Below are 22,517 nucleotides of genomic sequence, written 5' to 3'. Positions count from 1 at the left end.
GAGAAGCCCGGGGCGCGCGTCAACGGCGGGGGCCGAGTTCGCCCGCGCGGTAGTGCCGGCGGCAGAGCACCTGGTAGCGCACCTCGGCGCTGTCGACGGTGTCGCCGATGACGACCTGCAGGCCCTCGCGGACCACCCGGCCGTCGACCACCCGGGCGTTGAGCAGCCCCTCGCGGCCGCACCAGCAGAGCACCTCGATCTGGATGCGGGCCACCTCGTCGGCCAGTTCGAACAGCCGCTGCGCGGCCGGGAACAGGCACGAGCGGAAGTCGGTGGCCAGCCCGAACGCGTACACGTCGACGTCGTAGCTGTCGACCAGCTCGGCCATCTGCTCGATGTGCTCCAGGTTGTAGAACGACGCCTCGTCGCAGATCAGGTAGTCGACCCGGACGCCCTCGTCCCAGGTGTCGCGTACCAGCGTGCGCAGGTCCAGCTCGTCGGTGACCTCGACGGCCTCGTGGGCCAGGCCGATGCGGGTGGTGACCTGCGGGCCGAGCGACCGGTCGATGCGGGTGGTGACGAGCCCGCGGCGGCCCTGCCGGGCGTGGTTGTGGTTCATCTGCAACGCCATCGTGGACTTGCCGCAGTCCATCGGCCCCCAGAAGAACTTCAACGCCGCCGCGTGCAGCGGGCGCCCGTTGACGCCCCGCGCCGCGGCGCACCCGGCGGCAGAGTCGTCGGGGCCCAGCGGCGGGCGCGCCAGACAGGTCGGGGCGGCGGCGTCGTCGGTCACGGTCGGGCAGCCTAGCCGATCGACGGTGCCCGATCCGGTCGGCGGACGGGCGCGCCTCAGAGCACCCGGGGCGGAGTGTTGCCGGCGGCGATGATCGCCCGGCGCATCGGCACCGCGAGCAGCAGCAGGAACCCGACGACGAAGAAGATCAGCAGGGAGACCAGGCCCACCCGGTAGGAGTTGGTGAGCTGGAACACGATGCCGAAGGCCAGCGGGCCGAGCCAGCTGGTGCCCTTGTCGCTGATCTCGTAGAAGCCGTAGTACTCGCCCTCCTTGCCGGCCGGGATGAGCTGGCTGAACAGCGAGCGGCTCAGGGCCTGGCTGCCTCCGAGCACCAGGCCGATGGCGGCGCCGAGGACCATGAACGGCACCGGCGCCTCGGCGGGCAGCCGGAACGCGCCGAGGATCACCCCGGTCCACAGCACCAGGCTGATCAGCACGGTCTTCCAGGCGCCGATGCGCTTGGCGAGGGCGCCGAGCAGCAGGGCGCCGCCGAAGGCGAGGAACTGCACCAGCAGGATCGTGACGATCAGGGTGCTCTGCCCGAGCTTCAGCTCCTCGGTGCCGTACTGGCTGGCCAGGGCGATGACGGTCTGGATGCCGTCGTTGTAGACCAGGAACGCGAGCAGGAAGAACAGTGTCAGCGGGTACGCCTTGATCTCGCGCAGCGTGCGGCCGAGCTGCCGGAACCCGTCGGTGACGGGGTTGCCGCCGGACAACGCGGCGGCGGTGGGGTGCTCGCGCAGCCAGTGCAGCGGGATCAGGGTGAACACCGCCCACCAGATGCCGGCGGACACGATCGACCAGCGGGCCAGGTCCAGGGTGCGCTGGTGGTTGCCCTCCTCGCCGAGCATGCTGACCGCGACGAGGTTGAGCGCCAGCAGCAGGCCGCCGCCCAGGTAGCCCAGCGCCCAGCCGCGGCTGGAGATGCCATCGCGGTCGTCGGGGCCGCCGAGTTGCGGCAGGAACGAGTTGTAGACCACGACACCGGCGCCGAAGGCGATGTTGGCGACCATGAACAGCGCCCCGCCGAGCAGGTACCGGTCGCCGGTGACGAAGAGCATCCCGACGGTCGCGCCGGCGCCGATGAAGGCGGCGACGGCGAGCAGCCGCTTCTTGTGTGCCGACCGGTCGGCGATCGCCCCGACGACCGGCAGCGCGAACACGGTGAGGAACACCGACAGCGACACCAGGTACGGGAAGTACGAGCCGGCGGCGACCTTGACGCCCAGCGGGTAGACGTAGCCGTCGCAGGTGTCGGCGCCGAGTTCGCAGCCGGCGGCGAGTTCGGTGACGGTGGTCAGGAACGGGCCGAGGAAGACGGTGATGACGGTGGTGGAGAAGGCGGACATCGCCCAGTCGTAGAAGTACCAGCCGCTGCGTTCGCGGCGGGTGCTCGCCGGGGCGGGGGTGTCGTCCGTCGCGGGGGTGACGGTCTCGGCCATCGGGGTCCTTCGAACGGTTCAGGCGGCCCAGTGGCCGCGGCTGCGGTAGACGTCGCGCAGCACGCCGACGTGATCGGTCATGATGCCATCCACTCCGAGGTCGAGTAACTCGTGCATCTCGGCAGGTTCGTCGATCGTCCAGACATGCACGTGCAGTCCGAGTCGGTGGGCGTGACGCAGGAACCGGCGGTCCACCACCCGCACACGGCCGTAGCGCACCGGCACCTGCGCGGCGACCACCGACGGGGGCAGCCGCAGCGCCCGCCCGGTCAGGGAGGCCATGCGCAGCCGCGCCACCGCGCGCATGCCGAGGCTGCTGGCGACGCGCCCCTGCGTGAGGGCGCGTAGCCGGGCCAGCCGGGCGTCGCTGAAGGAGGCCAGCAGCACCCGGTCGCCGGCGCGGGCGCGGGCGATGGTGGACACGGTCGGCTCGACGCCGCCGTCGGCCTTGACGTCGACGTTGAACCGCACCTGCGGCCAGGCGTCGAGGGTCTCGTCGAGGCGGGGGACCACGGCGGCGCCGCCGACGCGTACCGACGCCAGGTCGGCCCAGCGCAGGTCGGCGATGCGCCCCGGCTCGCCGGTGAGGCGGGCCAGCGTGGCGTCGTGGAAGACCACCGCGACGCCGTCGGCGGTGGCGTGCACGTCGGTCTCGACGTACCGGTAGCCGAGCCCGATCGCGCGTTCGAACGCCGCGGCGGTGTTCTCGTCGCCCTCGGCGGCGCCGCCGCGGTGCGCGAACGCCAGCGGTGCGGGCCCGTCGAGGTAGGCGTGGGTCACGCGGGGAGTATGCCGGGGCGCGGTGGCCGGCGTGTGACCGGCCGGCGGCGGGACCGGGTCAACTCCAGTCCGTCTGGTGACCGGGCCGGCGCAGCAGGGCGAGCAGCTCGCCGTCGGAGGGGTGGTGGGTGCGGGTGAGCGCAGCACGCAGGTCGTCGACGGTCACCGGATCCGGACCCTGAACGCTGACGCTGAGCACCTGGTCACGGGCGAAGAGGTACAGCGCGGTGGCGGGGTCGCTGTTGTCGGTGTCCCGGGTCACGACGAGGGTGAGACCGTCGCCGGCGTCGGTGCAGACGTGGATCGTCCGGACGCCGCAGTCGACCCCGTCGGCCAGCGACCCGTCGGGGGCCGGGTGGTGCTGCTGCCACACCACGGGCACCTCACGGCCGTCGCGGGTGCGCAGCCGGTAGGAGATGTCGAGACCGAGCCGGTCCAGCCAGCCGACGGTGCCGGATGGGGGCAGGTCGTCGGGGACCAGCAGCTTGTCGGCAGGCCAGGGGGAGGAGCGGGTCAGGTCGCTGAGATCCCGGCGGTCCTTCGCGTCGTGGTGCGCCGAGCGCAGGGCGGCGTACCCGCCTGCGCAGACGAGGACGAGCAGGACGCAGACGAGCAGCGGCACCCGGGGGCGGATCACCTCGCCATTGTGCCCGCGCCGGGGGTCAGGCTCTCCCACGGCGCTGGGAGCGACTGGTGTCGACCGGTCGACCCGGGTCGACGTGGCGAGGCCTGTCGGGCTCGTCGGGTCGCAACGGCACCAGGGCATCGGTGATGGCGTCGATGATCCGGTCGGTGGCGCGCAGGGCGGCGCCCGGGGCTGCCGGCGTCAGGTCGGCGAGGTCCACCGGGTCGCCGAAGTGCACCCGCACGACAGGCCGACGCACCAGGGAGCGGGCGACGCCCCTCAGCAGGCCCTTGGGCGCGCGGTAGGGCACCACCTCGTGGCAGCCCCACTGGGCGACCGGGATCACCGGGGCGCCGCAGGCCAGGGCGAGGCGGGCGGTGCCGGTCTTGCCGCGTTCGGGCCACATGCCGGGGTCCAGTCCGATGCGGCCCTCCGGGTAGACCAGGATCACGGAGCCGCCGGAGACCGCCACGGCGGCGTCGTCGAGGGCGCGGCCGACGGCGGCGGTGCCCCGGTCGACGCGCAGGTGCCCGGCGCGGCGCATCGCGGCGCCGACGACGGGGGCACGGAACAGCCCGCCGGTGGCCATGATCCGGGGGGAGACGCCCCGGGTGTGGCAGGCGGCGGCGAGCGCGACGGGGTCGAACGGGCTGATGTGGTTGGCGGCCAGGATCAGCGGCCCCCGGCGCAGCGCCTCGGGCACGTCGCCGCTGACCTCGAGGCGGGCCAGGAGCGCGACGACGAGGCGGGCGAACAGTTGCGCGGCACGCCAGATCAGCGGCGGCTGCCAGGTCGGGCGGGTGGTGTCCATCAGCGCGCAATGGTCGCACGCGGGGGCCCGCCCGCGCGGCGCGGGGCTCTGCCGCCGGGCCCTGCGGCGGGGGTGATCAGGGTCATTGGTCCCGGGCGGCTTCGGGTCCCTCGCCCCTGCCGGATCCTCTACGACGAGCAGTAGTATTTACTACGTCTCGTAGTATGCACAGCCCTGGGGGTTACTGGTGGACGCGTTGGACGTCGCCCGCTGGCAGTTCGGTGTCACCACCGTCTACCACTTTCTCTTCGTGCCGCTGACCATCGGCCTGTCCGTGCTGGTGGCGATCCTGCAGACCATGTGGCACCGCACCGGCGACGAGAAGTACCTCAAGCTCACCAAGTTCTACGGCAAGCTCTTCCTGATCAACTTCGCCATGGGCGTGGTGACCGGCATCGTGCAGGAATTCCAGTTCGGCATGAACTGGAGCGACTACTCCCGCTTCGTCGGCGACATCTTCGGCGCCCCCCTGGCCATCGAGGCGCTCGTCGCGTTCTTCCTGGAGTCGACCTTCATCGGCCTGTGGATCTTCGGCTGGGACCGACTGCCCAAGCGGCTGCACCTGGCCAGCATCTGGGCCGCCGCGATCGGCAGCAACCTCAGCGCGTACTTCATCCTCGCGGCGAACTCGTTCATGCAGAACCCCGTCGGCTACCGCATCAACCCCGACACCGGCCGCGCCGAACTCACCGACTTCGTGGCCGTGCTGACCAACAAGGTCGCCATGATCACCTTCCCGCACACCATCGCCGGCGCCTTCCTCGTGGCCGGCTCGCTGCTGGTCGCCGTCGCCATGTGGCACCTGGTACGCAACCGCGACTCCGCCGACACCCCCGCCTACCGCTTCGCCGCGAAGTTCGGCTCCTGGGTCACCCTGGTCTCCGCCGCCGCCGTCGCCATCACCGGCGACATCCAAGGCAAGATCATGACCCAGGTGCAGCCCATGAAGATGGCCGCCGCCGAGGGCCTCTACACCACCGAGAGCCCCGCCTCGTTCTCCGTACTGACCGTCGGCAGCCTCGACGGCAGCCGCGAGTTGTTCGCCCTCAAGATCCCGCACCTGCTGTCCTGGCTCGGCACCGGCGACCCGAACGGCACCGTGCACGGCATCAACGACCTGCAGGCCCAGTACGCCGCCCAGTACGGCGCCGGCAGCTACACCCCGATCATCCCCGTCACCTACTGGAGCTTCCGCTTCATGATCGGCTTCGGGATGGCCGCCGCCGCCATCGCCCTGCTGGTGCTCTGGAGCCAACGCAAGGGCCGCACCCCCACCAGCAAGTGGCTGCTGCGCGCCGGCCTGCTCATGCCCCTGCTGCCGCTGGCCGCGAACTCCTTCGGCTGGATCTTCACCGAGATGGGCCGCCAGCCGTGGATCGTCTTCGGCGAGATGCTCACCCGCGACGGCGTCTCCCGCAGCGTGTCGCTGACCGAGGTGCTCACCTCGTTCACCGCCTTCACCCTCATCTACGCCGCCCTCGCCGTCGTCGAGGTCAAGCTGCTGCTGCGCTACGCCAAGGCCGGCGTACCCGACCTCACCCCGAACCCCGACATCGACGACACCCACGACGACGCCGAGCGCCCGCTCGCGTTCGCCTACTGATCACCGGAGACACACCGTGGAACTCACCACCATCTGGTTCCTGCTCGTCGCGGTCCTGTTCACCGGCTACTTCATCCTCGAGGGATTCGACTTCGGCGTCGGCATGCTGCTGCCCGTACTCGGCCGCGACGACCGCGAACGCCGCGTCCTGATCAACACCATCGGCCCCGTCTGGGACGGCAACGAGGTCTGGCTCATCACCGCCGGCGGCGCCATGTTCGCCGCGTTCCCCGAGTGGTACGCCACCCTGTTCTCCGGCTTCTACCTGCCGCTACTGCTGATCCTGCTCGCCCTGATCATCCGCGGCGTCGCCTTCGAATACCGACACAAGCGCCCCGAGGCCTCCTGGAAACGCCGCTGGGACACCGCCATCTTCGTCGGCTCCGTCGTACCCGCCGTACTGTGGGGCGTCGCGTTCGCCAACATCCTGCGCGGCGTACCGCTCGACGCCGACCACGAGTACATCGGCGGCCTGCTCGACCTGCTCAACCCGTACGCCCTGCTCGGCGGCGCGACCACCGCGGCCCTGTTCCTCACCCACGGCGCCTTCTTCATCGCCCTCAAGACCGTCGGCGAGGTACGCGAACGCGCCGCCGCCCTCGCGGTACGCCTGGGCGTGGCCGCCGCCACCCTCGCGGTGGCGTTCCTGACCTGGACGCTGACCATCCGCTCCAGCACCGCCGCCGTCGTGCTCGCCGCCGGCGCGGCCCTCGCCCTGCTCGGCGGCCTGGCCGCCGCCCGGGTGCGCCGGGAGGGCTGGGCGTTCACCGGCACCGCCGCGGCGATCGCGCTGGCCGTGGCGACACTCTTCGCGGCGCTGTTTCCGAACGTGCTGCCCTCCACCGCCGACGTCGCCGGCACACTGACCGCCACCAACGCCGCCTCCACCCCCTACACCCTGAAGATCATGACCTGGGTGGCGGTGGTGTTCACCCCGATCGTGCTGGCCTACCAGGGCTGGACCTACTGGGTGTTCCGCAAGCGCATCGGGGTGGCCCACATCCCGCGGCACTGACCCACCCCCGCCGGGTGGCCGCGGCCCCCCTCCGCCGCCACCCGCACCGGCCACGGGGCCGACGCGACACACCCGCCGCGCCGGCCCCGTCGCCGCGTCAGTGCGCCTCGCGCAGCTCCGCCAGGCGCGCCTCGATCTCCGCCAGCTCCGCGCGCAGCTTCTCCGCCTGCTGCTCCGCCTCGGCCCGCTCGGCGGCCATGATCTGCTCCACCGCCTCCTGCACCCCCGGCACGTCGACCAGCGCCACCATCCGCAGCGCCTCCGCCGGCTTCACCACGTACGGCTTCGCCAGGGACTTGCTGCCCTGCTGCGCCGCCACCGTCCACTCACCGTCGGCGTACGCCAACGTCACCGTCAACCCCGCCGGACCCTTCGGCTTCACGGCCTTCACCGCCTTGCGCGCCGGCGCCGGCTTCGCCTCCACCGTCTCCACCTTCGGCTCCTCCCGCCGCTGCTGCGGCACCTGGTCCAGCACGAACTCCGGCTCCGCCGGCGCCGCCTCCACCTGCTCCTGCGGCTGCGGCTGCGGCTGCGGCTCCGGAGCCTTACGACCGGCACCGCGCGGCGCCACCGCCACGTCGGCGGGGGAGAAGGGCAACTCGTCACGCCCGAACCGGACCACCACGAACTCGTCGGAGACGGCCGGATCGGTCAGCTCCACCACCTGACCCACCTGCCCGGCGATCTGACCCGCCGAGGCGGTGAACACCACCTTCGGCTTGCGGCCCGCCGCCAGCGCCTCCCGGATGCTCTGCACCTCGTCAGTGGACAAACCCTGGCCAGCGGCACCCATCAGCAACCTCTTCCGTCGTACACCTGTTCAGATGCCTGCCTTGATACCAGCCCGCCCCGACAAGCGGAAGATCAACCCCCCAGGGCCCGCAACGCCGCGTCCGCGTGGTCGTTCATGTCCAGCTCACTGTGGATCACCTCGACCACCCGCCGATCGACGCCGATCACGAACGTCATCCGCCGCGTGCTCAACGCACCCAACGGCAACCGCCGCCGCACCCCGAACAGCCCCGCCACCACACCGTCGACATCCGACAGCAGCGGATAGTCGAACCCGTGCCGCCGGGAGAACTCCGCCTGCTTCGCCACCGGATCCCGGCTGACGCCCACCCGGGTCGCGCCCACCGCCGCGAACTCCGCCGCCAGGTCCCGGAAGTGGCAGCTCTGCGCCGTGCACCCCCGCGTCATCGCCGCCGGATAGAAGAACAACACCACCGGCCCCACGGCCAGGAACTCCGACAGCCGCCGCGGCGTACCCGTCTCGTCCGGCAACTCGAAGTCGTCCACCACGTCCCCGACACCCACACCCGCCACCGCGCACCTCCACGTCACCGTCCACCGACGCGCCCGAGCCTATGCGCCACCCCACGAACCCGCCCCGGTAGCGTCGGCGGCGCAGCCGGACGACAGGGGAGAGGCACAGTGAAACCGGTCACCGTCATCACCGGCGGCAGCCGCGGCATCGGCGCCGCCACCGCCCGCCGCCTCGCCCACGCCGGACACCACGTCGCCTTCAGCTACCGCCAGGACCGCACCGCCGCCACCGCCGTGCTCGCCGACATCGAAGCCACCGGCGTACGCGGCCTCGCCGTCCCCGCCGACACCCGAGACCCCGACCAGGTCACCGCCCTGTTCGACGCCGCCGCCGACCTCGGCCCGATCACCGGCCTGGTCAACAACGCCGGCGTCACCAGCCCCATCGGCGCCTTCGTCGACCTCGACCCCACCGACCTGCGCCACGTCGTCGACGTCAACCTCATCGGCTACGTCCTCTGCGCCCAGCAGGCCGCCCGCCGCATGCACCGCGGCGCCGCCATCGTCAACGTCTCCTCCGTCGCCGCCACCCTCGGCGGCCCCGGCGAATACGTCCACTACGCCGCCGTCAAGGCCGCCACCGACACCCTCACCACCGGCCTGGCCAAGGAACTCGCCCCCCGCGGCATCCGCGTCAACGCCGTCGCCCCCGGCATCATCCGCACCGACATCCACGCCCTCTCCGGCCAACCCGACCGACCCGAGCGGGCCGCCGCCCGCATCCCACTGGGCCGCCCCGGCGAACCCGACGAGGTCGCCGCCGCCATCGCCTGGCTACTCGGCCCCGACGCCACCTACACCACCGGCACCGTCCTGCGCGTCGCCGGCGGCCTCTGACCCCGCCCGCCGCGCCCCGAACCACCGCCGTGCATGCGACGATGCGCGCTGTGACCGGTGTCTTCGGCGACGTCGCCGACCTCTACGACGACGCACGTCCCGACTACCCGAGCGCCCTCGCCGACCTCATCCGCGACTACCACGGCGGCACCCCCGCCGCCGTCACCGAGATCGGCGCCGGCACCGGCAAGGGCACCGCCGTGCTGCTGCGCCTCGGCGCGCCCGTCACCTGCGTCGAACCCGACCCCCGCATGACCGCCCGACTCACCGCCACCTTCCCGCAGATCCACCCCGTCACCGACACCTTCGAGCAGTGGCAGCCACCCACCCGCGGCGTACCCCTGCTCGCCTGCGCGTTGGCCTGGCACTGGCTCGACCCGGCCACCCGCAACCCACGCGCCCACGACGCGCTCACCCCCGGCGGCACCCTCGCCGTGTTCGGCCACGAGTACGGCTACGCCGACCCCGAACACGCCCGCGCCGTCGACACCACGCTGCGCGGCGTCGACCCCACCGCCACCCGCCGCCGCACCGACTGGTTTCACCAGGACATCACCGACAGCGGCCTGTTCACCGACGTACGCGCCCACACCCTGCACCGCGACCTCACCCTCACCACCGACGGCTACCTGCGCCTGCTGCGGACCTTCGGCCCGTACCGGCAGCGCACCGCCGCGCAGCAGACCCGCGCGGCCACCGCGATGCGCGCCCTCGTGGACGGCTTCGGCGGCAGCGTCGTGCTGCGCCTGCGCACCACCCTCGTCCTCGCCCGCCGCCCCCGCACCCGCCGACCCTGATACCGCCGACCGTCGCGCCCGGCACCCCAGCGGCGCATCCCGCCGGGCCGCGCGACCCGCCGGCCTCGACGCAGGACCCGCGTCCGCGCCGCGCTCGCCCAACTCGGCACCGCCGGCCGCATCGGCCACGTCGTCTCCGAAGCCGCGTACCTCCTCCGGGACATGCCCTACGACGCGGGCCGCGCCGCACGCGACAACCCCCGCCCGACGCCGCTCGACGTCGGAGCCGTCGAACCCGACGCGACGACCGCCACCGTCCGCAGCGGCGACCAGGTCTACCGGGTCCGCCGGCGGACCCACCTGGGGCGCACGGTGCGCCGTCGCGGCGCCGCGACGGCACGCCGCCGGTCCTGCTGGGCAACCCCGGCGCCACGTGGCACGATCGCGCAGGTGACCAGCAGAGCCGCCGCCGAACAGCACCTACGCGACCTCGCCCGGCTGCGCCGCGTCCGCGACCGCATCGACCGCGAGTACGCCAAACCGCTCGACGTCGAGGCCCTCGCCCGCGGCGTGAACATGTCCGCCGGGCACCTCAGCCGCCAGTTCCGCCTCGCCTACGGCGAGTCCCCGTACGCCTACCTCATGACGCGCCGCATCGAACGCGCCATGGCCCTGCTGCGTCGCGGCGACCTCAGCGTCACCGAAGTCTGCTTCACCGTCGGCTGCTCCTCCCTGGGCACCTTCAGCACCCGCTTCACCGAACTCGTCGGCGTCCCACCGAGCACCTACCGCGCCCGCGCCGCCCACGCCACGGGGGAGCTGCCGTCGTGCATCACCCGACAGGTGACCAGACCGATCAGGAATCGAGAAGCACGGGCCACCCAGCCACAACTAGCGTGACCGCCATGGACATCACCATCCACTACGCCTTCCTCCCGCACACCGACGCCGACGCCGCCCTCACCTTCTACCGCGACACCCTCGGCTTCGAGGTCCGCAACGACGTCGGATACGACGGCATGCGCTGGCTCACCGTCGGCCCACCCGGCCAGCCCGGCACCTCCATCGTCCTGCACCCGCCGGCCGCCGACCCCGGCATCACCGACGCCGAGCGCCAGACCATCCTCGAACTCATCGCCAAGGGCAGCTACGGCGCCATCACCCTGGCCACCGACGACCTCGACGGCCTCTTCGACCGGCTGCAGGCCAGCGGCGCCGACGTCGTCCAGGAACCGACCGAACAGCCGTACGGCGTGCGCGACTGCGCCTTCCGCGACCCCACGGGCAACCTGGTCCGCATCAACGAGCTGCGCTGAGCCCCCGCCACCAGCAGAGCAGGACGCCCGACGGAGACCGCACAGCCGGCCCCCGCGTAACAGATGGAGACACCATGAGCACGGCCACGAGGACGCACACCCCGCACGTCGCCGACACCCACGACCTGCTCCGCGTGCAGGGCGCACGCGTGAACAACCTCAAGGACGTCAGCGTCGAGATCCCGAAACGCCGCCTCACGGTCTTCACCGGCGTCTCCGGCTCCGGCAAGAGCTCGCTCGTGTTCGGCACCATCGCCGCCGAGTCACAGCGGATGATCAACGAAACCTACAGCGCCTTCCTGCAGGGCTTCATGCCGTCGCTCACCCGACCCGAGGTCGACCTGCTGGAAGGGCTGACGACGGCGATCATCGTCGACCAGGAACGGATGGGCGCCAACCCCCGATCCACCGTCGGCACCGCCACCGACGCCAACGCCATGCTGCGCATCCTGTTCAGCCGCCTCGGCCAGCCCCACATCGGCTCGCCCAACGCGTACTCCTTCAACATCCCCACCGTGCGGGCCAGCGGCGCGATCACCGTCGAGCGCGGCAACAAGACCAAGGCCGAGAAGGCGACCTTCCACCGCCTCGGCGGCATGTGCCCCCGCTGCGAGGGCATGGGCACCGTCAACGACATCGACCTGACCGCCCTCTACGACGCCGACAAGTCACTCAACGAGGGCGCGATCACCATCCCCGGCTACAGCATGGACGGCTGGTACGGGCGCATCTTCCGCGGCTGTGGCTACTTCGATCCCGACAAGCCGATCAGCAAGTTCACCAAGAAGGAACTGCACGACCTGCTCCACCGCGAACCCACCAAGATCAAAATCGACGGCATCAACCTGACGTACGCCGGCCTCATCCCGCAGATCCAGAAGTCCTTCCTCGCCAAGGACGTCGACGCCCTGCAACCCCACATCCGGGCCTTCGTCGAACGGGCCGTCACCTTCCAGACCTGCCCGGACTGCGACGGCACCCGCCTCAGCCCCGAAGCCCGCTCCTCGAAGATCAACGGCAAGAGCATCGCCGACGTCTGCGCCATGCAGATCAGCGACCTCGCCAGCTGGGTACGCGACCTCGACGAACCCTCCGTCGCCCCACTGCTCAAGGGACTGCAACACCTCCTCGACTCCTTCGAGGAGATCGGCCTGGGCTACCTCTCCCTCGACCGCCCGTCAGGCACCCTGTCCGGGGGAGAGGCGCAACGCACCAAGATGATCCGCCACCTCGGCTCGTCGCTCACCGACGTCACCTACGTCTTCGACGAACCCACCATCGGCCTGCACCCGCACGACATCGCACGGATGAACAACCTGCTGCGGCAACTCAGGGACAAGGGCAACACCGTCCTCGTCGTCGAACACAAACCCGAGACCATCACCATCGCCGACCACGTCGTCGACCTCGGCCCCGGCGCCGGCACCCAGGGCGGAACGATCTGCTTCGAGGGCACCGTGGAGCAACTGCGGGGCAGCGGCACCGTCACCGGCCGCCACCTCGACGACCGCGCCACCGTCAAGAAGGCCGTACGCACCCCCACCGGCGCCCTGGAGATCCGCGGCGCAGACGCACACAACCTTCGCGACGTCGACGTCGACATCCCACTCGGCGTCCTCTGCGCCATCACCGGCGTCGCCGGCTCCGGCAAGAGCTCACTGATCCACGGATCCGTCGCCGGCCGCGACGGCGTGGTCGTCATCGACCAGGGCGCCATCCGCGGCTCGCGACGCAGCAACCCGGCCACCTACACCGGCCTGCTCGACCCGATCCGCAAGGCGTTCGCCAAGGCCAACGGCGTGAAACCGGCACTGTTCAGCGCCAACTCCGAGGGCGCCTGCCCCACCTGCAACGGCGCCGGCGTCATCTACACCGACCTGGGCGTCATGGCGACCGTCGAGACCACGTGCGAGGAGTGCGGCGGCAAGCGGTTCCAGGCAGCCGTACTCGAATACACACTGGGTGGCCGCAACATCGCCGACGTGCTCGCCATGTCCGTCGCCGAGGCCGAGGAGTTCCTCGGCTCCGGCGACGCCCGCATCCCCGCCGCCCACACGATCCTGACCCGCCTCGCCGACGTCGGCCTCGGCTACCTCAGCCTCGGCCAGCCCCTCACCACACTCTCCGGCGGCGAACGGCAGCGGCTCAAGCTGGCCACCCACATGGCCGAGAAGGGCGGCGTCTACGTGCTCGACGAGCCGACCACCGGCCTGCACCTCGCCGACGTCGAACAGCTGCTCGCCCTGCTCGACCGGCTCGTCGAATCCGGCAAGTCGGTCATCGTCATCGAGCACCACCAGGCGGTCATGGCCCACGCCGACTGGATCATCGACCTCGGCCCCGGCGCGGGCCACGACGGCGGCCGCATCGTCTTCGAGGGCACCCCCGCCGACCTCGTCGCCAACCCCTCCACCCTCACCGGCAAGCACCTAGCCGCCTACGTCGGCGCCTGACGCGACGCCCAGCGGCTGCGGGCGACCTCGGCGACAGCGAGCAGGCCCGCGGCACCGGGGCGGTCAGGGCACACCAGGGGAGTGCCACAGCGCGGCGCAGGTACGGGCCCACGCTGCCGACGGGAGCCCTCGTCGGCGTGGAGCACCACTGAAGAACGAGGCGTCCCGCCGAGGCGCGGACACCGCCACGTGCCGCTGGCGTCGTGGGCGCGCCGACTGCGGACGCGTTCCGTGGCGCGGAGGCGCGTCCACGACGCCAGCGGCGTGCGCGCGCCGGACCGAACGCGCACGCCCCGTCGCAAGGGGCCCGAAGAGCCCTCTACACGGATGTCAGCGCTCACGTCCTAGGTTCGATAATGTACATTATGTCAAGTAAGCGGGATCGGGCACTCCCTCGGCCCGCTCGGACGGCAGGTCGACGAGGCGACGCAGGTGCGCCTCCACCAGTGCTACCCGCGCCCGTACCGGCGCGGGCGGCACCGCGATCAGGTGGTGCCCGCGCGCCCGGTAGACCTCCTCGTGCACGCGGGCGAACGTCAGCGACTCGGCGTAGCCGATCCGGCGGGCGGCACTCGGTGTCACGAAGCCCAGCGGCTCGACCAGGAACACCTGCCGCTGGTAGGCGCCGTCGCGCAGCACCCGCCGCACCTCCCCGGTGAGCAAGCGCCCCGGCGGGCGTCCCAGATATTGCGCGAGGGCCAACGTGCACAGCGGCGACCGGTCGTGGATCTGCACCGACCCGTACGCCCCGGGCGCCTCGCGGCGCTCCCGCTGGAGCCGCGTGACGGCGTCGACGAACCCAGCCTCCCGCCACGGTTCGGCGACACCCCGCCCCTGCTGGGCCGCGATGACGTCGGTGGCCGCCTCGGCGACGACGTCCCACCCGCGTCGGCGCAGCGCGTCGGCGAGTGTCGTCTTGCCCGCCCCCGGCGCACCTGTCAGTACGTACCGCCGCATGCTCTCCCCCTCTCCCGCCGTTGCCGGCGAACCCGAAAATGCTGCATAATATCCCTTATGCATGACAAACAGGACGAATCGGTACGGCAGCTCATCGAGGAGTTCCTGACGGCCCGCGCGACCCGCAAGCCCTCCCCCCACACCCTGGAGGCGTACCGGCGGGACCTGCGCGCCGTCGCCGAACTGGCGGCCGAGGAGAGCACCCCTCCCCTCCCCCTCGACGCGCTGCCCGTCGCCTCCCTCACCGCCCGCGTCATGCGCGCGGCATTCGCCCGGTACGCCGCTCCCCGCGCGGCCGCGTCGGTGCACCGGGCGTGGTCCACCTGGAACAGTTTCTTCTCCTTTCTGGTCGCCGACGGGGTGGTCGCCGGCAACCCGATGCCGGCGGTCGGTCGCCCCCGGGCACCTCTCCCCCAGCCCAAGCCGCTACGCGGCGCGGACACCCCCGAGCAGCTGCTCGCCTCGGTGGCCCGGCAGGAGGGCCGGCAACGCGACCCGTGGCCCGAGCGCGACCTGGCGGTGCTGGCGTTGGCGCTCTGCGCGGGGTTGCGGCTGTCGGAGCTGCTGGCGCTGCGGGTGGGGTCGTTGACGGGCCGTGCGGGCGAGCGGCGGGTCGACGTGGCCGGCAAGGGCGGGCGGCCGCGGGTGGTGCCGATCGAGCCGGAACTCGACGGGGTGCTGGTGGGCTACCTGGACAGCCGGGTGCGCCGGTTCGGATCGCGCACGGTGCGCCCGGACGCGCCGCTGCTGGTGGACCGGCAGGGTGAGCCGCTGCGCCGGGGTGGGCTGCAGTACCTGGTGGAGTCCTGCTACCGGCGGGCGGGCATCACCGACCGGGTGCCGCGCGGGGCGCGGTTGCACGCGCTGCGGCACACCTTCGCGACCCGGTTGGCGGAGGACGGGGCGAGTGCGGCGGAGATCATGCGGTTGCTGGGTCACGCGTCGTTGGCGTCGTCGCAGACGTACATCGAGGTGACGGCCGGGCAGCAGCGCGCGGCGGTGCGGTCCAACCGCACCAATCGGGCGTTGGCGGGGTTGGTGGCGGCCCGGGGCGACGCGGGGCCGTAAGTCGGTACGCGGCGGGGCGCGGCGCCCCGGCTGGCTGGCGGGGGGCCGTGTCGGATCGGGCCCGCCCCCGTGCGGGTGTCGGGCGTGGCCGCCGAGGGGCGGTCGGGGTGGCCCGGCGTCGGGGTCCTCGACGCCGGGCCGGGCGGCTGTGCTGGGCCGCCTCCGCGCCGACCACCCGCTCCCAGGCCGGTCAGGCGTGGCCGGTGGCGCGACGGGCGGCGTCGAGCGCGTTGCGGAAGAGCATGGCGACGGTGGTGGGGCCGACTCCGCCGACGCGGGGGGTGATGGCGCCGGCGACGTCGGCGCAGGTTTCGGCGACGTCGGGCAGGAGGCGTCGGCCTTCGTAGCGGACGCCGCCGCCGATGACGACGGCGCCGGGACGGACGTGTTCGGGTTGGATGATGCCGGGCACGCCGGCGGCGGCGATGAGGATGTCGGCGCGTCGGGTGTGGGTGGCCCAGTCGGGGACGCCGGTGTGCACGACGGTGACGGCGGCGTTGGCGGTGGGTCGTTTCTGGGTGAGCAGGAGGGCGAGGGGGCGCCCGAGGGTGGCGCCGCGGCCGAGGATGACGACGTCGCGGCCGGCGACGGGGATGTCGTGGAAGGCGAGCAGGGCTTCGATGCCGGCGGGGGTGCAGGGCAGGGGGCCGGGCAGGCCGAGGGCGAGGCGTCCCATGTTGAGCGGGTGCATGCCGTCGACGTCGAGGTCGGGGTCCATGGTCTGCAGGGCCCGGTCGTAGTCGAGGTGTGCGGGGATGGGGTGCTGGATGAGCAGGCCGTGCACGTCGGGTGCGGTGTTGAAGTCGGCGATGGCGCGGTGCAGGTCGGCCTGGGTGGCGGTGGCGGGCAGGTGGACGTGGGGCGAGGTGAAGCCGAGTTCGGTGGCTTGGCGTTGCTTGATGCGGATGTAGCCGGCGCTGGCGTCGTCGTCGCCGACGAGGATGGTGGCGAGGCCGGGGGTGGTGCCGGTGGCGCGTAGCGCGGTGACGCCTGCGGCGACGTCGGTGAGGATGCGGTCGGCGACGGGGGTGCCGGGCAGGAGTCGGGCGGTGGGCATGGTGCTCCTCTGCCGGCGGGGCCCAGGCGGTCGACCCCGCGCGTGGAGCTCCCCGATGGTTTGGTGTCCATCCCCTGGCCGCCAGTCGCGTCTGGGGTCAGCTTGCCACAGTGGTGCGGGTGCGGTGTGTCCCGGTGTGTGGGCAGTCAGCCGAGGTCGACCAGGAGGGGGCGGTGGTCGGAGATGGTGGACAGCGGGGTGTGTACGGCGGTGACGGGTGGCAGCCGGTCGAGGCCGTGGCGGTCGGCGAGGATGTGGTCGAGTTGGACGCGGGGCTGCCCGGCGGGGTAGGTGGGGCGGCGGCCGAGGGGGCGCCAGCCGGTGAGGAGTCGGGCGGGGCCGGCGGGCAGGTTGAGGTCGCCGAGGAGGATGCGCGGGGCGGGCAGGGTGCGCAGGGCGCGGACGGTCTGGCGGAGTTGGTGGGCGTTCCAGCCGGGGACGAAGGACAGGTGGGTGGCGGCGACGGTGAGCCGGCCGTGTGGGGTGTCGATGACGGCGGCGAGGACGACGCGGGGTTCGTCGCGCAGGAGGATGAGTCCGCCGCGGGGGCCGGGGACGTAGACGGGTGAGCGTACGGGGGCGGGTTGTAGTCGGGTGACCTGCCAGGTGTGGACGCGGTGGCGGGTGACGAGGCCGACGCCGTAGCAGGGTTCGCCGTGTCCGTCGTCGTCGTGGGTGAGGGGTCGGAACTGTTCGCCGGGGGTGCCGACGACGGCGGCGGCGAAGCGGTGTTCGTCGGCGTCGAGGGCGCGTGCGGCGATGGCGGTGAGGTCGAGTTTGCCGCTGCGGCTCTGGTCGCGGTCGACTTCCTGCAGGGCGAGGACGTCGGCGTCGAGGGCGGTGACGGCGGCGGTGAGCCGGTCGGGGTCGACGAGTCCGTCGGCGAGGGACCGGCCGTGCAGCAGGTTGAAGGTGGCCAGGCGCACGCTTGCACCCTACGTGGGCGTGGGAGGGTTGCCGGGTGTTGAAGGTGTTGTTGTGCTCGGTGCTGTTGTTCGTGGCGTTGGCGGGGGTGGGGCTGTGGCTGCGTCGGATGCGGGGCGGTGAGCGGCGGCGCTGGTGAGGCTGGCCACAGGGTGGGTCGTGGGGTGGGTGGCGGTGGGAAGAATGGCGGCCCGTGGATGTGGATCCCCTGTCGTTGACGACCCTGCTCGCCGCGGCCGCGATGGCCGGTTGGATCGACGCGGTGGTGGGTGGTGGTGGGTTGTTGCTGTTGCCGGTGTTGCTGGTGGCGGTGCCGGGGATGCCGGTGGCGTCGGCGTTGGGCACGAACAAGTTGACGGCGATCGCGGGTACGGCGACGGCGGCGGTGACGTATGCGCGCCGTACGAAGATCGATTGGGCGGTGGCGGGGCCGGCGGCGGGGTTGGCGATGTGTTGTGCGGGGGTGGGTGCGGCGTTGGCGGGGGCGGTGCCGGCGTCGGCGTACCGGCCGGTGGTGTTGGTGGTGTTGGTGTCGGTGGCGGCGTTCGTGGTGTTGCGGCCGCGGTTGGGGGTGGTGGCGCAGCCGCATCGGCGGACGCGGGTGCGGGTGGGTGTGGCGGTCGTGGTGGCGGGGGTGGGTATCGGCTTGTACGACGGGTTGGTGGGGCCGGGTACGGGGACGTTTCTGGTGGTGGCGTTCACGGCGTTGGTGGGGGCGGACTTCGTGCACGGTTCGGCGATGGCGAAGGTCGTGAACGTGGGTACGAACCTGGGGGCGTTGGCGGTGTTCGCGGCGACGGGGCACGTGTGGTGGCTGTTGGGGGCGGCGATGGCGGTGTGCAACATCGCGGGGGCGGCGTTGGGGGCGCGGATGGCGTTGCGGCGGGGCTCGGGTTTCGTGCGGGTGGTGCTGTTGGTGGTGGTGCTGGCGTTGGTCGGCAAGTTGGGTTTCGACCAGTGGGTGGCGGCCTGACGGGTCGCCACCCACTGGTCTCGGGGGTGGCTGGTCGTTCAGGCGTGCCGGACGACGTCGGTGTAGTCGAGGCGGGGCAGGCGCGGGAACCAGGCGTTGTCGCCGGGGCGGCCGATGTTGACCACGAGCAGGGTCTTCCAGGTGCTGTCGGCGAAGAACTCGCGGTCGACGGCGTCGGCGTCGAAGCCGGCCATGGGGCCGGCGGCGAGGCCGGCGGCGCGTACGGCGAGCAGGTAGTAGCCGATCTGCAGGGTGGCGTTGAAGCGGGCCATGTGCTCGCGGGCGGTGGGGTTGGCGGCGAGGTCGTCGCGCATCTGGGGTCGGATGGGGAACACCTGCGGGATGTGTTCGTGGAAGTCGGTGTCGGCGGCGAGTACGGCGACCATGGGTGCGGTGGCGGTCTTGGCCTGGTTGCCTTCGCTCATGTGGGTCACGAGGCGGGTGCGGGCCTCGCCGGGGCGGATGTAGAGGATGCGCAGGGGTTGGGTGTTGGCGGCGGTGGGCGGGTACTTGGCGAGTTCGTGGATGGCGCGCAGGTGTTCGTCGGTGACCGGTTCGTCGGTGAAGGTGTTGGCGGTGCGGGCGTCGGTGAACAGCAGTGCCTGGGCGTGGGGGTCGAGGTCGATCAGGGGTGCGTGGACGTCGGTCACGGGTGTCTCCGGATGCTCGGGCTGACGTGGCTTCGGCAACGGTAGCAGCTAGCTTTTTAGTAGCCCATTGCCGCGGCGGTGCCCCCGTATCCTGGGGGCATGACGGTCAGGCCTGAGGTGGGTGGCACGCCCCGCATGTGCGACGGGGGCGTCGCCAGGGCCTTCGCGCTGCTCGGCAAGCGGTGGAACGGCATGCTCCTGAGCACCCTCGCCGACGGGCCGGCCGGTTTCGCGGAGCTGAGCCGTGCCCTGCCCGGGATCAGCGAGTCGGTGCTCTCCGACCGGCTGGGCGAGCTCGTGCGGCTGGGGTTGGTCAGCCGCACGGTCCGGCAGGGGCCCCCGGTGGGGGTGAGCTACGAGCTCACCGGGCCGGGCGCGGCGGTGCTGCCGGTGCTCGACGCGTTGGGTCGGTGGGCGCACGAGAACCTTCCCGCCGAGCGGCAGGCGGGCGCGTCGCCGGGTTGCTGAGCAGCGCCGCGGCGGGCCGGGTGTGTGACCACCGACCGGTGCCGGCCGCCACGGCTGACCGGGGTGCGAGCGGGCGGTTGATAGCCTGCGGCGGTGCCGATCGTCATCCGCCTCGCCGCCGCGAACGACCTGCCGTGACGCCGAATCTGCGCCACTCCGTGCGCGCGATCATCCTTGATGAGGACGACCGCATCCTGCTCTGCCGGCTCGTCTTTCCCCATCCGGTGGTGCCAGCGCAGGCGAAGGCCGTTTGGGCGGCCCCGGGCGGCGGCATCGAACCCGGTGAGGACCGGCTGACGGCCTTGCGCCGTGAACTGCGTGAGGAGACCGGTCTGACGATCACCGCCCATCCCCCGCACGTCTGGCACCAGGAAGTCGTGGCCGCCGACCATGCGCCGGGCTTCGACGGCATCGTCAACGACTACTTCCTCATCCGCGCGAAGCACTTCCAGCCTCGCGGCGAGCTGACGGACGCCCAACTCGCCGCGGAGAACCTGGCGGCGTTCCGGTGGTGGCAGCTCTCGGAGATCGCTGCTCATTCGGGACCTGAGCTGTTCTCGCCCCGCGACCTCAGCACACCCTTGAGGGCGCTTCTCACCGCGGGGGCGCCGGACCAGCCGGTCCCACTCGGCCTCTAGCAAGTTGCGGCGACCGCCAACGCGACGGGTGAGTTGCTGGCCACCACTTTGACGGTGGCCACCAGGTCACCTGTGGGCGAGCGTCTCTCGACACGTGCAGTCGAGGGTTCCGCTACTGTCGCAGGGTGGTGATTGCGGCCCCGCTGGCGTCGGGCCGGGACGCTGACGTCTACGCCATCGACGATCGACGTGTCCTTCGCCGCTACCGCGCTGGCGGCGACGTCGCGGCCGAGGCCAGGGTCATGGCCTACGTGGCCGACCTCGGCTTCCCTGTGCCCGCAGTGTACGAAGCTCACGGCGCCGACCTCGTCATGGAACGGATCCACGGGCGCACCATGCTGTCGGCGTTGATCGCCGGTGAACTCGACGCCGTGGAAGCAGCCCGCTGTCTGGCTGATCTTCACGATCGACTCCACGCGCTACCGCCCAGGCTGAGCAAGCGCGAGGACGTCCGCGTACTGCACCTCGATCTGCACCCTGAGAACGTGATGCTGACGTCACGGGGGCCGCTCGTCATCGACTGGCGAAACGCCACGGAGGGGCCTGCAGACCTGGATGTGGCGCTCTCTGCGGTGATCCTCGCCCAGGTGGCCGTCGATGAGGGCCCCACGCTTGGGTAGCTGCCCCACGAACACAAATACTTGATCTTGGTGTTCGGGTGTCGTAGGAGACGGATCGGCCCCGCGCAGCGTTGTTTCGTGCTGGCGGGGCCGGTTTAGCTGTTGGGGTACGGGCGTCAGTGGACGGCACCGCGCTCGTGGAGGTCGAGTGGTTCGAGGTCGTCGTCTTCGTCCTGGTCGTCGGCGGCTTCGGCGGGTCCGTAGAGGTCGGGGTAGCGCAGGACGTCGGGGCCTTCTTCCCAGTCGAGGCGTTCGGGCCATTCGCGGTACTCGGCGATGGTGATGGCCCGGATCGCCTGCTGCTCACCGCTGGAGACGGGTTCCATCGTGTCGTCGTAGACCAGGAAGTGACCACGGTGGTCGCGGGCGAGGCGGACGTCGTCGTGGTCGTCGCCGAGGGCGACGGTGACGACTTTGCCGGTGTAGCCGTCGTCGCCGAAGTCGACGCAGACCATGATCGGAGCTTCGTACCGTACCCACCTGCGCATGGTCTGTCCTTCGTGTTCGCCGGGCGTTGGGGTCGGCGTTCAGCGTATCGACGTCGGGTTCCGGGTCGCCGTCAACCGGTGATCGTCGTCTGTCAGGGTGTTGCGGTGCGCCGGGAGTGGGAACTCGATGACCTGATCGCGTCGTGGACGCTGGTCGATGCTGATCATGAGCTGATGGCGCGGCTGCACGGCGGCCGCCGGTTGAGCTTCGCGGTGATGGTGAAGTTCTTCGAGATCGAGGGCCGGTTCCCGCGTCACGTCGGCGAGGTCCCGCCGGCCGCGGTGGACTACCTCGTGCGGCAGCTCGGCGTGCCGGACGCCGAGTTCGAGGTGACGGGGCGCGGCGTTGAACGGTATCGGGTTCAGATCCGTGACGCGTTCGGGTTCCGGATGTTCTCTCGGGGCGACGAGGACAAGATGATCGCGTGGTTGGCCGAGCAGGTCTGCCCGAGCGAGTTGAACGAGGACCGGCAGCGTGAGGCGGTGTTGGCCCGGTGCCGGGCGGAGAAGGTGGAGCCGCCGGGCCGGATGGACCGGATCGTCGGGGCGGCGAACCGGATCGCTGACGCCCGGTTCTGCGAGGACACCGTGGGCCGGCTGCCCGCTGACGTGACGGCGGCGTTGTGGGCGGTCCTCGGCGACGGCCAGGACGCCGAGGCGGACGCCGACGGCGTTGGCGGGGTGAGTTTCTTCAACGAGTTGAAGGCGGACCCGGGCAAGCTGGGCCTGGAGACCCTGCTGGGTGAGATCACGAAGCTGCGCCGGGTGCGGGCGATCGGGCTTCCGGCCGGGCTGTTCGCCGACATTGCGGAGAAGCGGGTCGCCCGGTGGAGGGCGCGGGCGGCGGCGGAGTACCCGTCGACGCTGCGCCGCGACCACCCGCCGGAGGTGTCTCTGACGCTGCTACAGATCTTGAATGGTCAGGTTGTGTCGGGTTCGAGTGTCAGTCCGGTGTGAGCGAGGAACCCGTCGAGTAGGTCGGTGCGGTACTGG

General features: G+C 71.8%; 25 protein-coding genes. 13 read left to right on the top strand and 12 right to left on the bottom strand.

Features of this window, described 5'->3' with window-relative positions; genetic code table 11:
- Positions 1-19: 19 nt before the first annotated feature.
- The 5 genes from V6U77_RS22140 to V6U77_RS22120 are packed head-to-tail and all read right to left on the bottom strand — an operon-like array spanning position 20 to position 4,394.
- On the bottom strand, positions 20-733 hold the full coding sequence (locus V6U77_RS22140) for a thymidine kinase (protein WP_442934482.1): 714 nt from the start codon (positions 731-733) through the stop codon (positions 20-22).
- Between the two features lie 56 nt (positions 734-789).
- Complete coding sequence (locus V6U77_RS22135) at positions 790-2,178, bottom strand: MFS transporter (protein ID WP_334608477.1); 1,389 nt, start codon at positions 2,176-2,178, stop codon at positions 790-792.
- Between the two features lie 18 nt (positions 2,179-2,196).
- On the bottom strand, positions 2,197-2,958 hold the full coding sequence (locus V6U77_RS22130; RefSeq protein ID WP_334608476.1) for a glycerophosphodiester phosphodiesterase: 762 nt from the start codon (positions 2,956-2,958) through the stop codon (positions 2,197-2,199).
- A gap of 58 nt (positions 2,959-3,016) precedes the next feature.
- Positions 3,017-3,595 (bottom strand): hypothetical protein, encoded by a 579-nt coding sequence (locus tag V6U77_RS22125; protein WP_334608475.1) that lies wholly within the window; start codon positions 3,593-3,595, stop codon positions 3,017-3,019.
- A 25-nt stretch (positions 3,596-3,620) separates the two neighbouring features.
- Positions 3,621-4,394 carry a lysophospholipid acyltransferase family protein gene (locus V6U77_RS22120; RefSeq protein WP_334608473.1) on the bottom strand — a complete coding sequence of 258 codons (774 nt, stop codon included), beginning with the start codon at positions 4,392-4,394 and terminating at the stop codon, positions 3,621-3,623.
- Positions 4,395-4,581: 187 nt separating this feature from the next.
- Between V6U77_RS22120 and V6U77_RS22115 the strand changes: the two genes are divergently transcribed.
- Together V6U77_RS22115 and cydB are read left to right on the top strand one after the other, a co-directional pair.
- Positions 4,582-5,997 carry a cytochrome ubiquinol oxidase subunit I gene (locus V6U77_RS22115; RefSeq protein WP_334608471.1) on the top strand — a complete coding sequence of 472 codons (1,416 nt, stop codon included), beginning with the start codon at positions 4,582-4,584 and terminating at the stop codon, positions 5,995-5,997.
- A 16-nt stretch (positions 5,998-6,013) separates the two neighbouring features.
- A complete protein-coding gene (gene cydB, locus V6U77_RS22110) occupies positions 6,014-7,012 on the top strand; it encodes a cytochrome d ubiquinol oxidase subunit II (RefSeq protein ID WP_334608469.1) in 999 nt (332 codons plus the stop codon).
- A gap of 97 nt (positions 7,013-7,109) precedes the next feature.
- On the opposite strand, the gene V6U77_RS22105 is transcribed toward cydB, so the two are convergent.
- A complete protein-coding gene (locus V6U77_RS22105) occupies positions 7,110-7,805 on the bottom strand; it encodes a hypothetical protein (RefSeq protein ID WP_334608467.1) in 696 nt (231 codons plus the stop codon).
- A gap of 71 nt (positions 7,806-7,876) precedes the next feature.
- Positions 7,877-8,338, bottom strand: coding sequence for a peroxiredoxin (locus V6U77_RS22100; protein ID WP_334608466.1), 462 nt, complete (start codon positions 8,336-8,338; stop codon positions 7,877-7,879).
- A gap of 108 nt (positions 8,339-8,446) precedes the next feature.
- Between V6U77_RS22100 and V6U77_RS22095 the strand changes: the two genes are divergently transcribed.
- From V6U77_RS22095 to V6U77_RS22075, 5 genes are all read left to right on the top strand, one after another.
- A complete protein-coding gene (locus tag V6U77_RS22095; RefSeq protein ID WP_334608464.1) occupies positions 8,447-9,175 on the top strand; it encodes an SDR family NAD(P)-dependent oxidoreductase in 729 nt (242 codons plus the stop codon).
- A 50-nt stretch (positions 9,176-9,225) separates the two neighbouring features.
- On the top strand, positions 9,226-9,972 hold the full coding sequence (locus V6U77_RS22090) for a class I SAM-dependent methyltransferase (protein ID WP_334608462.1): 747 nt from the start codon (positions 9,226-9,228) through the stop codon (positions 9,970-9,972).
- A gap of 390 nt (positions 9,973-10,362) precedes the next feature.
- The gene (locus tag V6U77_RS22085; RefSeq protein ID WP_334608507.1) at positions 10,363-10,812 is read left to right on the top strand and encodes a helix-turn-helix transcriptional regulator; all 450 of its coding nucleotides are present in this window, start codon (positions 10,363-10,365) and stop codon (positions 10,810-10,812) included.
- 5 nt (positions 10,813-10,817) lie between these two features.
- The gene (locus V6U77_RS22080) at positions 10,818-11,228 is read left to right on the top strand and encodes a VOC family protein (RefSeq protein ID WP_334608460.1); all 411 of its coding nucleotides are present in this window, start codon (positions 10,818-10,820) and stop codon (positions 11,226-11,228) included.
- A gap of 74 nt (positions 11,229-11,302) precedes the next feature.
- Positions 11,303-13,681 (top strand): excinuclease ABC subunit UvrA, encoded by a 2,379-nt coding sequence (locus tag V6U77_RS22075; RefSeq protein WP_334608458.1) that lies wholly within the window; start codon positions 11,303-11,305, stop codon positions 13,679-13,681.
- A 363-nt stretch (positions 13,682-14,044) separates the two neighbouring features.
- On the opposite strand, the gene V6U77_RS22070 is transcribed toward V6U77_RS22075, so the two are convergent.
- Positions 14,045-14,638: an AAA family ATPase gene (locus V6U77_RS22070; protein WP_334608456.1), complete on the bottom strand. Its 594-nt coding sequence runs from the start codon at positions 14,636-14,638 to the stop codon at positions 14,045-14,047.
- Between the two features lie 57 nt (positions 14,639-14,695).
- Here V6U77_RS22070 and V6U77_RS22065 point away from each other — a divergent pair, with 57 nt between their 5' ends.
- Positions 14,696-15,706 carry a tyrosine-type recombinase/integrase gene (locus V6U77_RS22065; RefSeq protein ID WP_334608455.1) on the top strand — a complete coding sequence of 337 codons (1,011 nt, stop codon included), beginning with the start codon at positions 14,696-14,698 and terminating at the stop codon, positions 15,704-15,706.
- A gap of 190 nt (positions 15,707-15,896) precedes the next feature.
- Here the strand turns inward: V6U77_RS22065 and V6U77_RS22060 are convergent, their stop codons facing one another.
- Together V6U77_RS22060 and V6U77_RS22055 are read right to left on the bottom strand one after the other, a co-directional pair.
- Positions 15,897-16,763: a bifunctional 5,10-methylenetetrahydrofolate dehydrogenase/5,10-methenyltetrahydrofolate cyclohydrolase gene (locus V6U77_RS22060; RefSeq protein WP_334608454.1), complete on the bottom strand. Its 867-nt coding sequence runs from the start codon at positions 16,761-16,763 to the stop codon at positions 15,897-15,899.
- A 146-nt stretch (positions 16,764-16,909) separates the two neighbouring features.
- A complete protein-coding gene (locus V6U77_RS22055; protein WP_334608452.1) occupies positions 16,910-17,689 on the bottom strand; it encodes an endonuclease/exonuclease/phosphatase family protein in 780 nt (259 codons plus the stop codon).
- A 197-nt stretch (positions 17,690-17,886) separates the two neighbouring features.
- On the opposite strand from V6U77_RS22055, the gene V6U77_RS22050 reads away from it, so the two are divergent.
- Positions 17,887-18,660, top strand: coding sequence for a sulfite exporter TauE/SafE family protein (locus V6U77_RS22050; protein WP_442934483.1), 774 nt, complete (start codon positions 17,887-17,889; stop codon positions 18,658-18,660).
- A 38-nt stretch (positions 18,661-18,698) separates the two neighbouring features.
- Here V6U77_RS22050 and V6U77_RS22045 read toward each other — a convergent pair whose 3' ends face one another.
- Positions 18,699-19,310, bottom strand: a complete 612-nt coding sequence (locus tag V6U77_RS22045; protein ID WP_334608448.1) for a malonic semialdehyde reductase — start codon at positions 19,308-19,310, stop codon at positions 18,699-18,701.
- Between the two features lie 99 nt (positions 19,311-19,409).
- On the opposite strand from V6U77_RS22045, the gene V6U77_RS22040 reads away from it, so the two are divergent.
- From V6U77_RS22040 to V6U77_RS22030, 3 genes are all read left to right on the top strand, one after another.
- A complete protein-coding gene (locus tag V6U77_RS22040; RefSeq protein WP_334608446.1) occupies positions 19,410-19,778 on the top strand; it encodes a winged helix-turn-helix transcriptional regulator in 369 nt (122 codons plus the stop codon).
- A 134-nt stretch (positions 19,779-19,912) separates the two neighbouring features.
- Complete coding sequence (locus tag V6U77_RS22035) at positions 19,913-20,416, top strand: NUDIX domain-containing protein (RefSeq protein WP_334608444.1); 504 nt, start codon at positions 19,913-19,915, stop codon at positions 20,414-20,416.
- Positions 20,417-20,541: 125 nt separating this feature from the next.
- Complete coding sequence (locus tag V6U77_RS22030) at positions 20,542-21,036, top strand: phosphotransferase (protein WP_334608443.1); 495 nt, start codon at positions 20,542-20,544, stop codon at positions 21,034-21,036.
- Between the two features lie 116 nt (positions 21,037-21,152).
- Here V6U77_RS22030 and V6U77_RS22025 read toward each other — a convergent pair whose 3' ends face one another.
- Positions 21,153-21,524 (bottom strand): hypothetical protein, encoded by a 372-nt coding sequence (locus V6U77_RS22025; RefSeq protein ID WP_334608440.1) that lies wholly within the window; start codon positions 21,522-21,524, stop codon positions 21,153-21,155.
- Between the two features lie 105 nt (positions 21,525-21,629).
- Here V6U77_RS22025 and V6U77_RS22020 point away from each other — a divergent pair, with 105 nt between their 5' ends.
- A complete protein-coding gene (locus V6U77_RS22020) occupies positions 21,630-22,481 on the top strand; it encodes a DUF4158 domain-containing protein (RefSeq protein ID WP_334608438.1) in 852 nt (283 codons plus the stop codon).
- The last annotated feature ends 36 nt before the right edge of the window (positions 22,482-22,517 follow it).

It is taken from the genome of Micromonospora sp. CPCC 205546, from assembly GCF_036902715.1.
In the GTDB taxonomy this organism is placed as follows: Bacteria; Actinomycetota; Actinomycetes; order Mycobacteriales; family Micromonosporaceae; genus Micromonospora.
The sequence above is the reverse complement of the archived record's forward strand: the minus strand, read 5'-3'. Positions and strand labels throughout refer to the sequence as shown.

Excerpts from the sequence above, each read along its gene's own strand:
- V6U77_RS22135 (WP_334608477.1), bottom strand. The coding sequence starts at position 2,178 with ATGGCCGAGACCGTCACCCCCGCGACGGACGACACCCCCGCCCCGGCG.
- V6U77_RS22075 (WP_334608458.1), top strand. The coding sequence starts at position 11,303 with ATGAGCACGGCCACGAGGACGCACACCCCGCACGTCGCCGACACCCAC.
- V6U77_RS22080 (WP_334608460.1), top strand. The coding sequence starts at position 10,818 with ATGGACATCACCATCCACTACGCCTTCCTCCCGCACACCGACGCCGAC.
- V6U77_RS22040 (WP_334608446.1), top strand. The coding sequence starts at position 19,410 with ATGACGGTCAGGCCTGAGGTGGGTGGCACGCCCCGCATGTGCGACGGG.
- V6U77_RS22060 (WP_334608454.1), bottom strand. The coding sequence starts at position 16,763 with ATGCCCACCGCCCGACTCCTGCCCGGCACCCCCGTCGCCGACCGCATC.
- V6U77_RS22065 (WP_334608455.1), top strand. The coding sequence starts at position 14,696 with ATGCATGACAAACAGGACGAATCGGTACGGCAGCTCATCGAGGAGTTC.
- V6U77_RS22025 (WP_334608440.1), bottom strand. The coding sequence starts at position 21,524 with ATGCGCAGGTGGGTACGGTACGAAGCTCCGATCATGGTCTGCGTCGAC.
- V6U77_RS22120 (WP_334608473.1), bottom strand. The coding sequence starts at position 4,394 with ATGGACACCACCCGCCCGACCTGGCAGCCGCCGCTGATCTGGCGTGCC.
- V6U77_RS22070 (WP_334608456.1), bottom strand. The coding sequence starts at position 14,638 with ATGCGGCGGTACGTACTGACAGGTGCGCCGGGGGCGGGCAAGACGACA.
- V6U77_RS22105 (WP_334608467.1), bottom strand. The coding sequence starts at position 7,805 with ATGGGTGCCGCTGGCCAGGGTTTGTCCACTGACGAGGTGCAGAGCATC.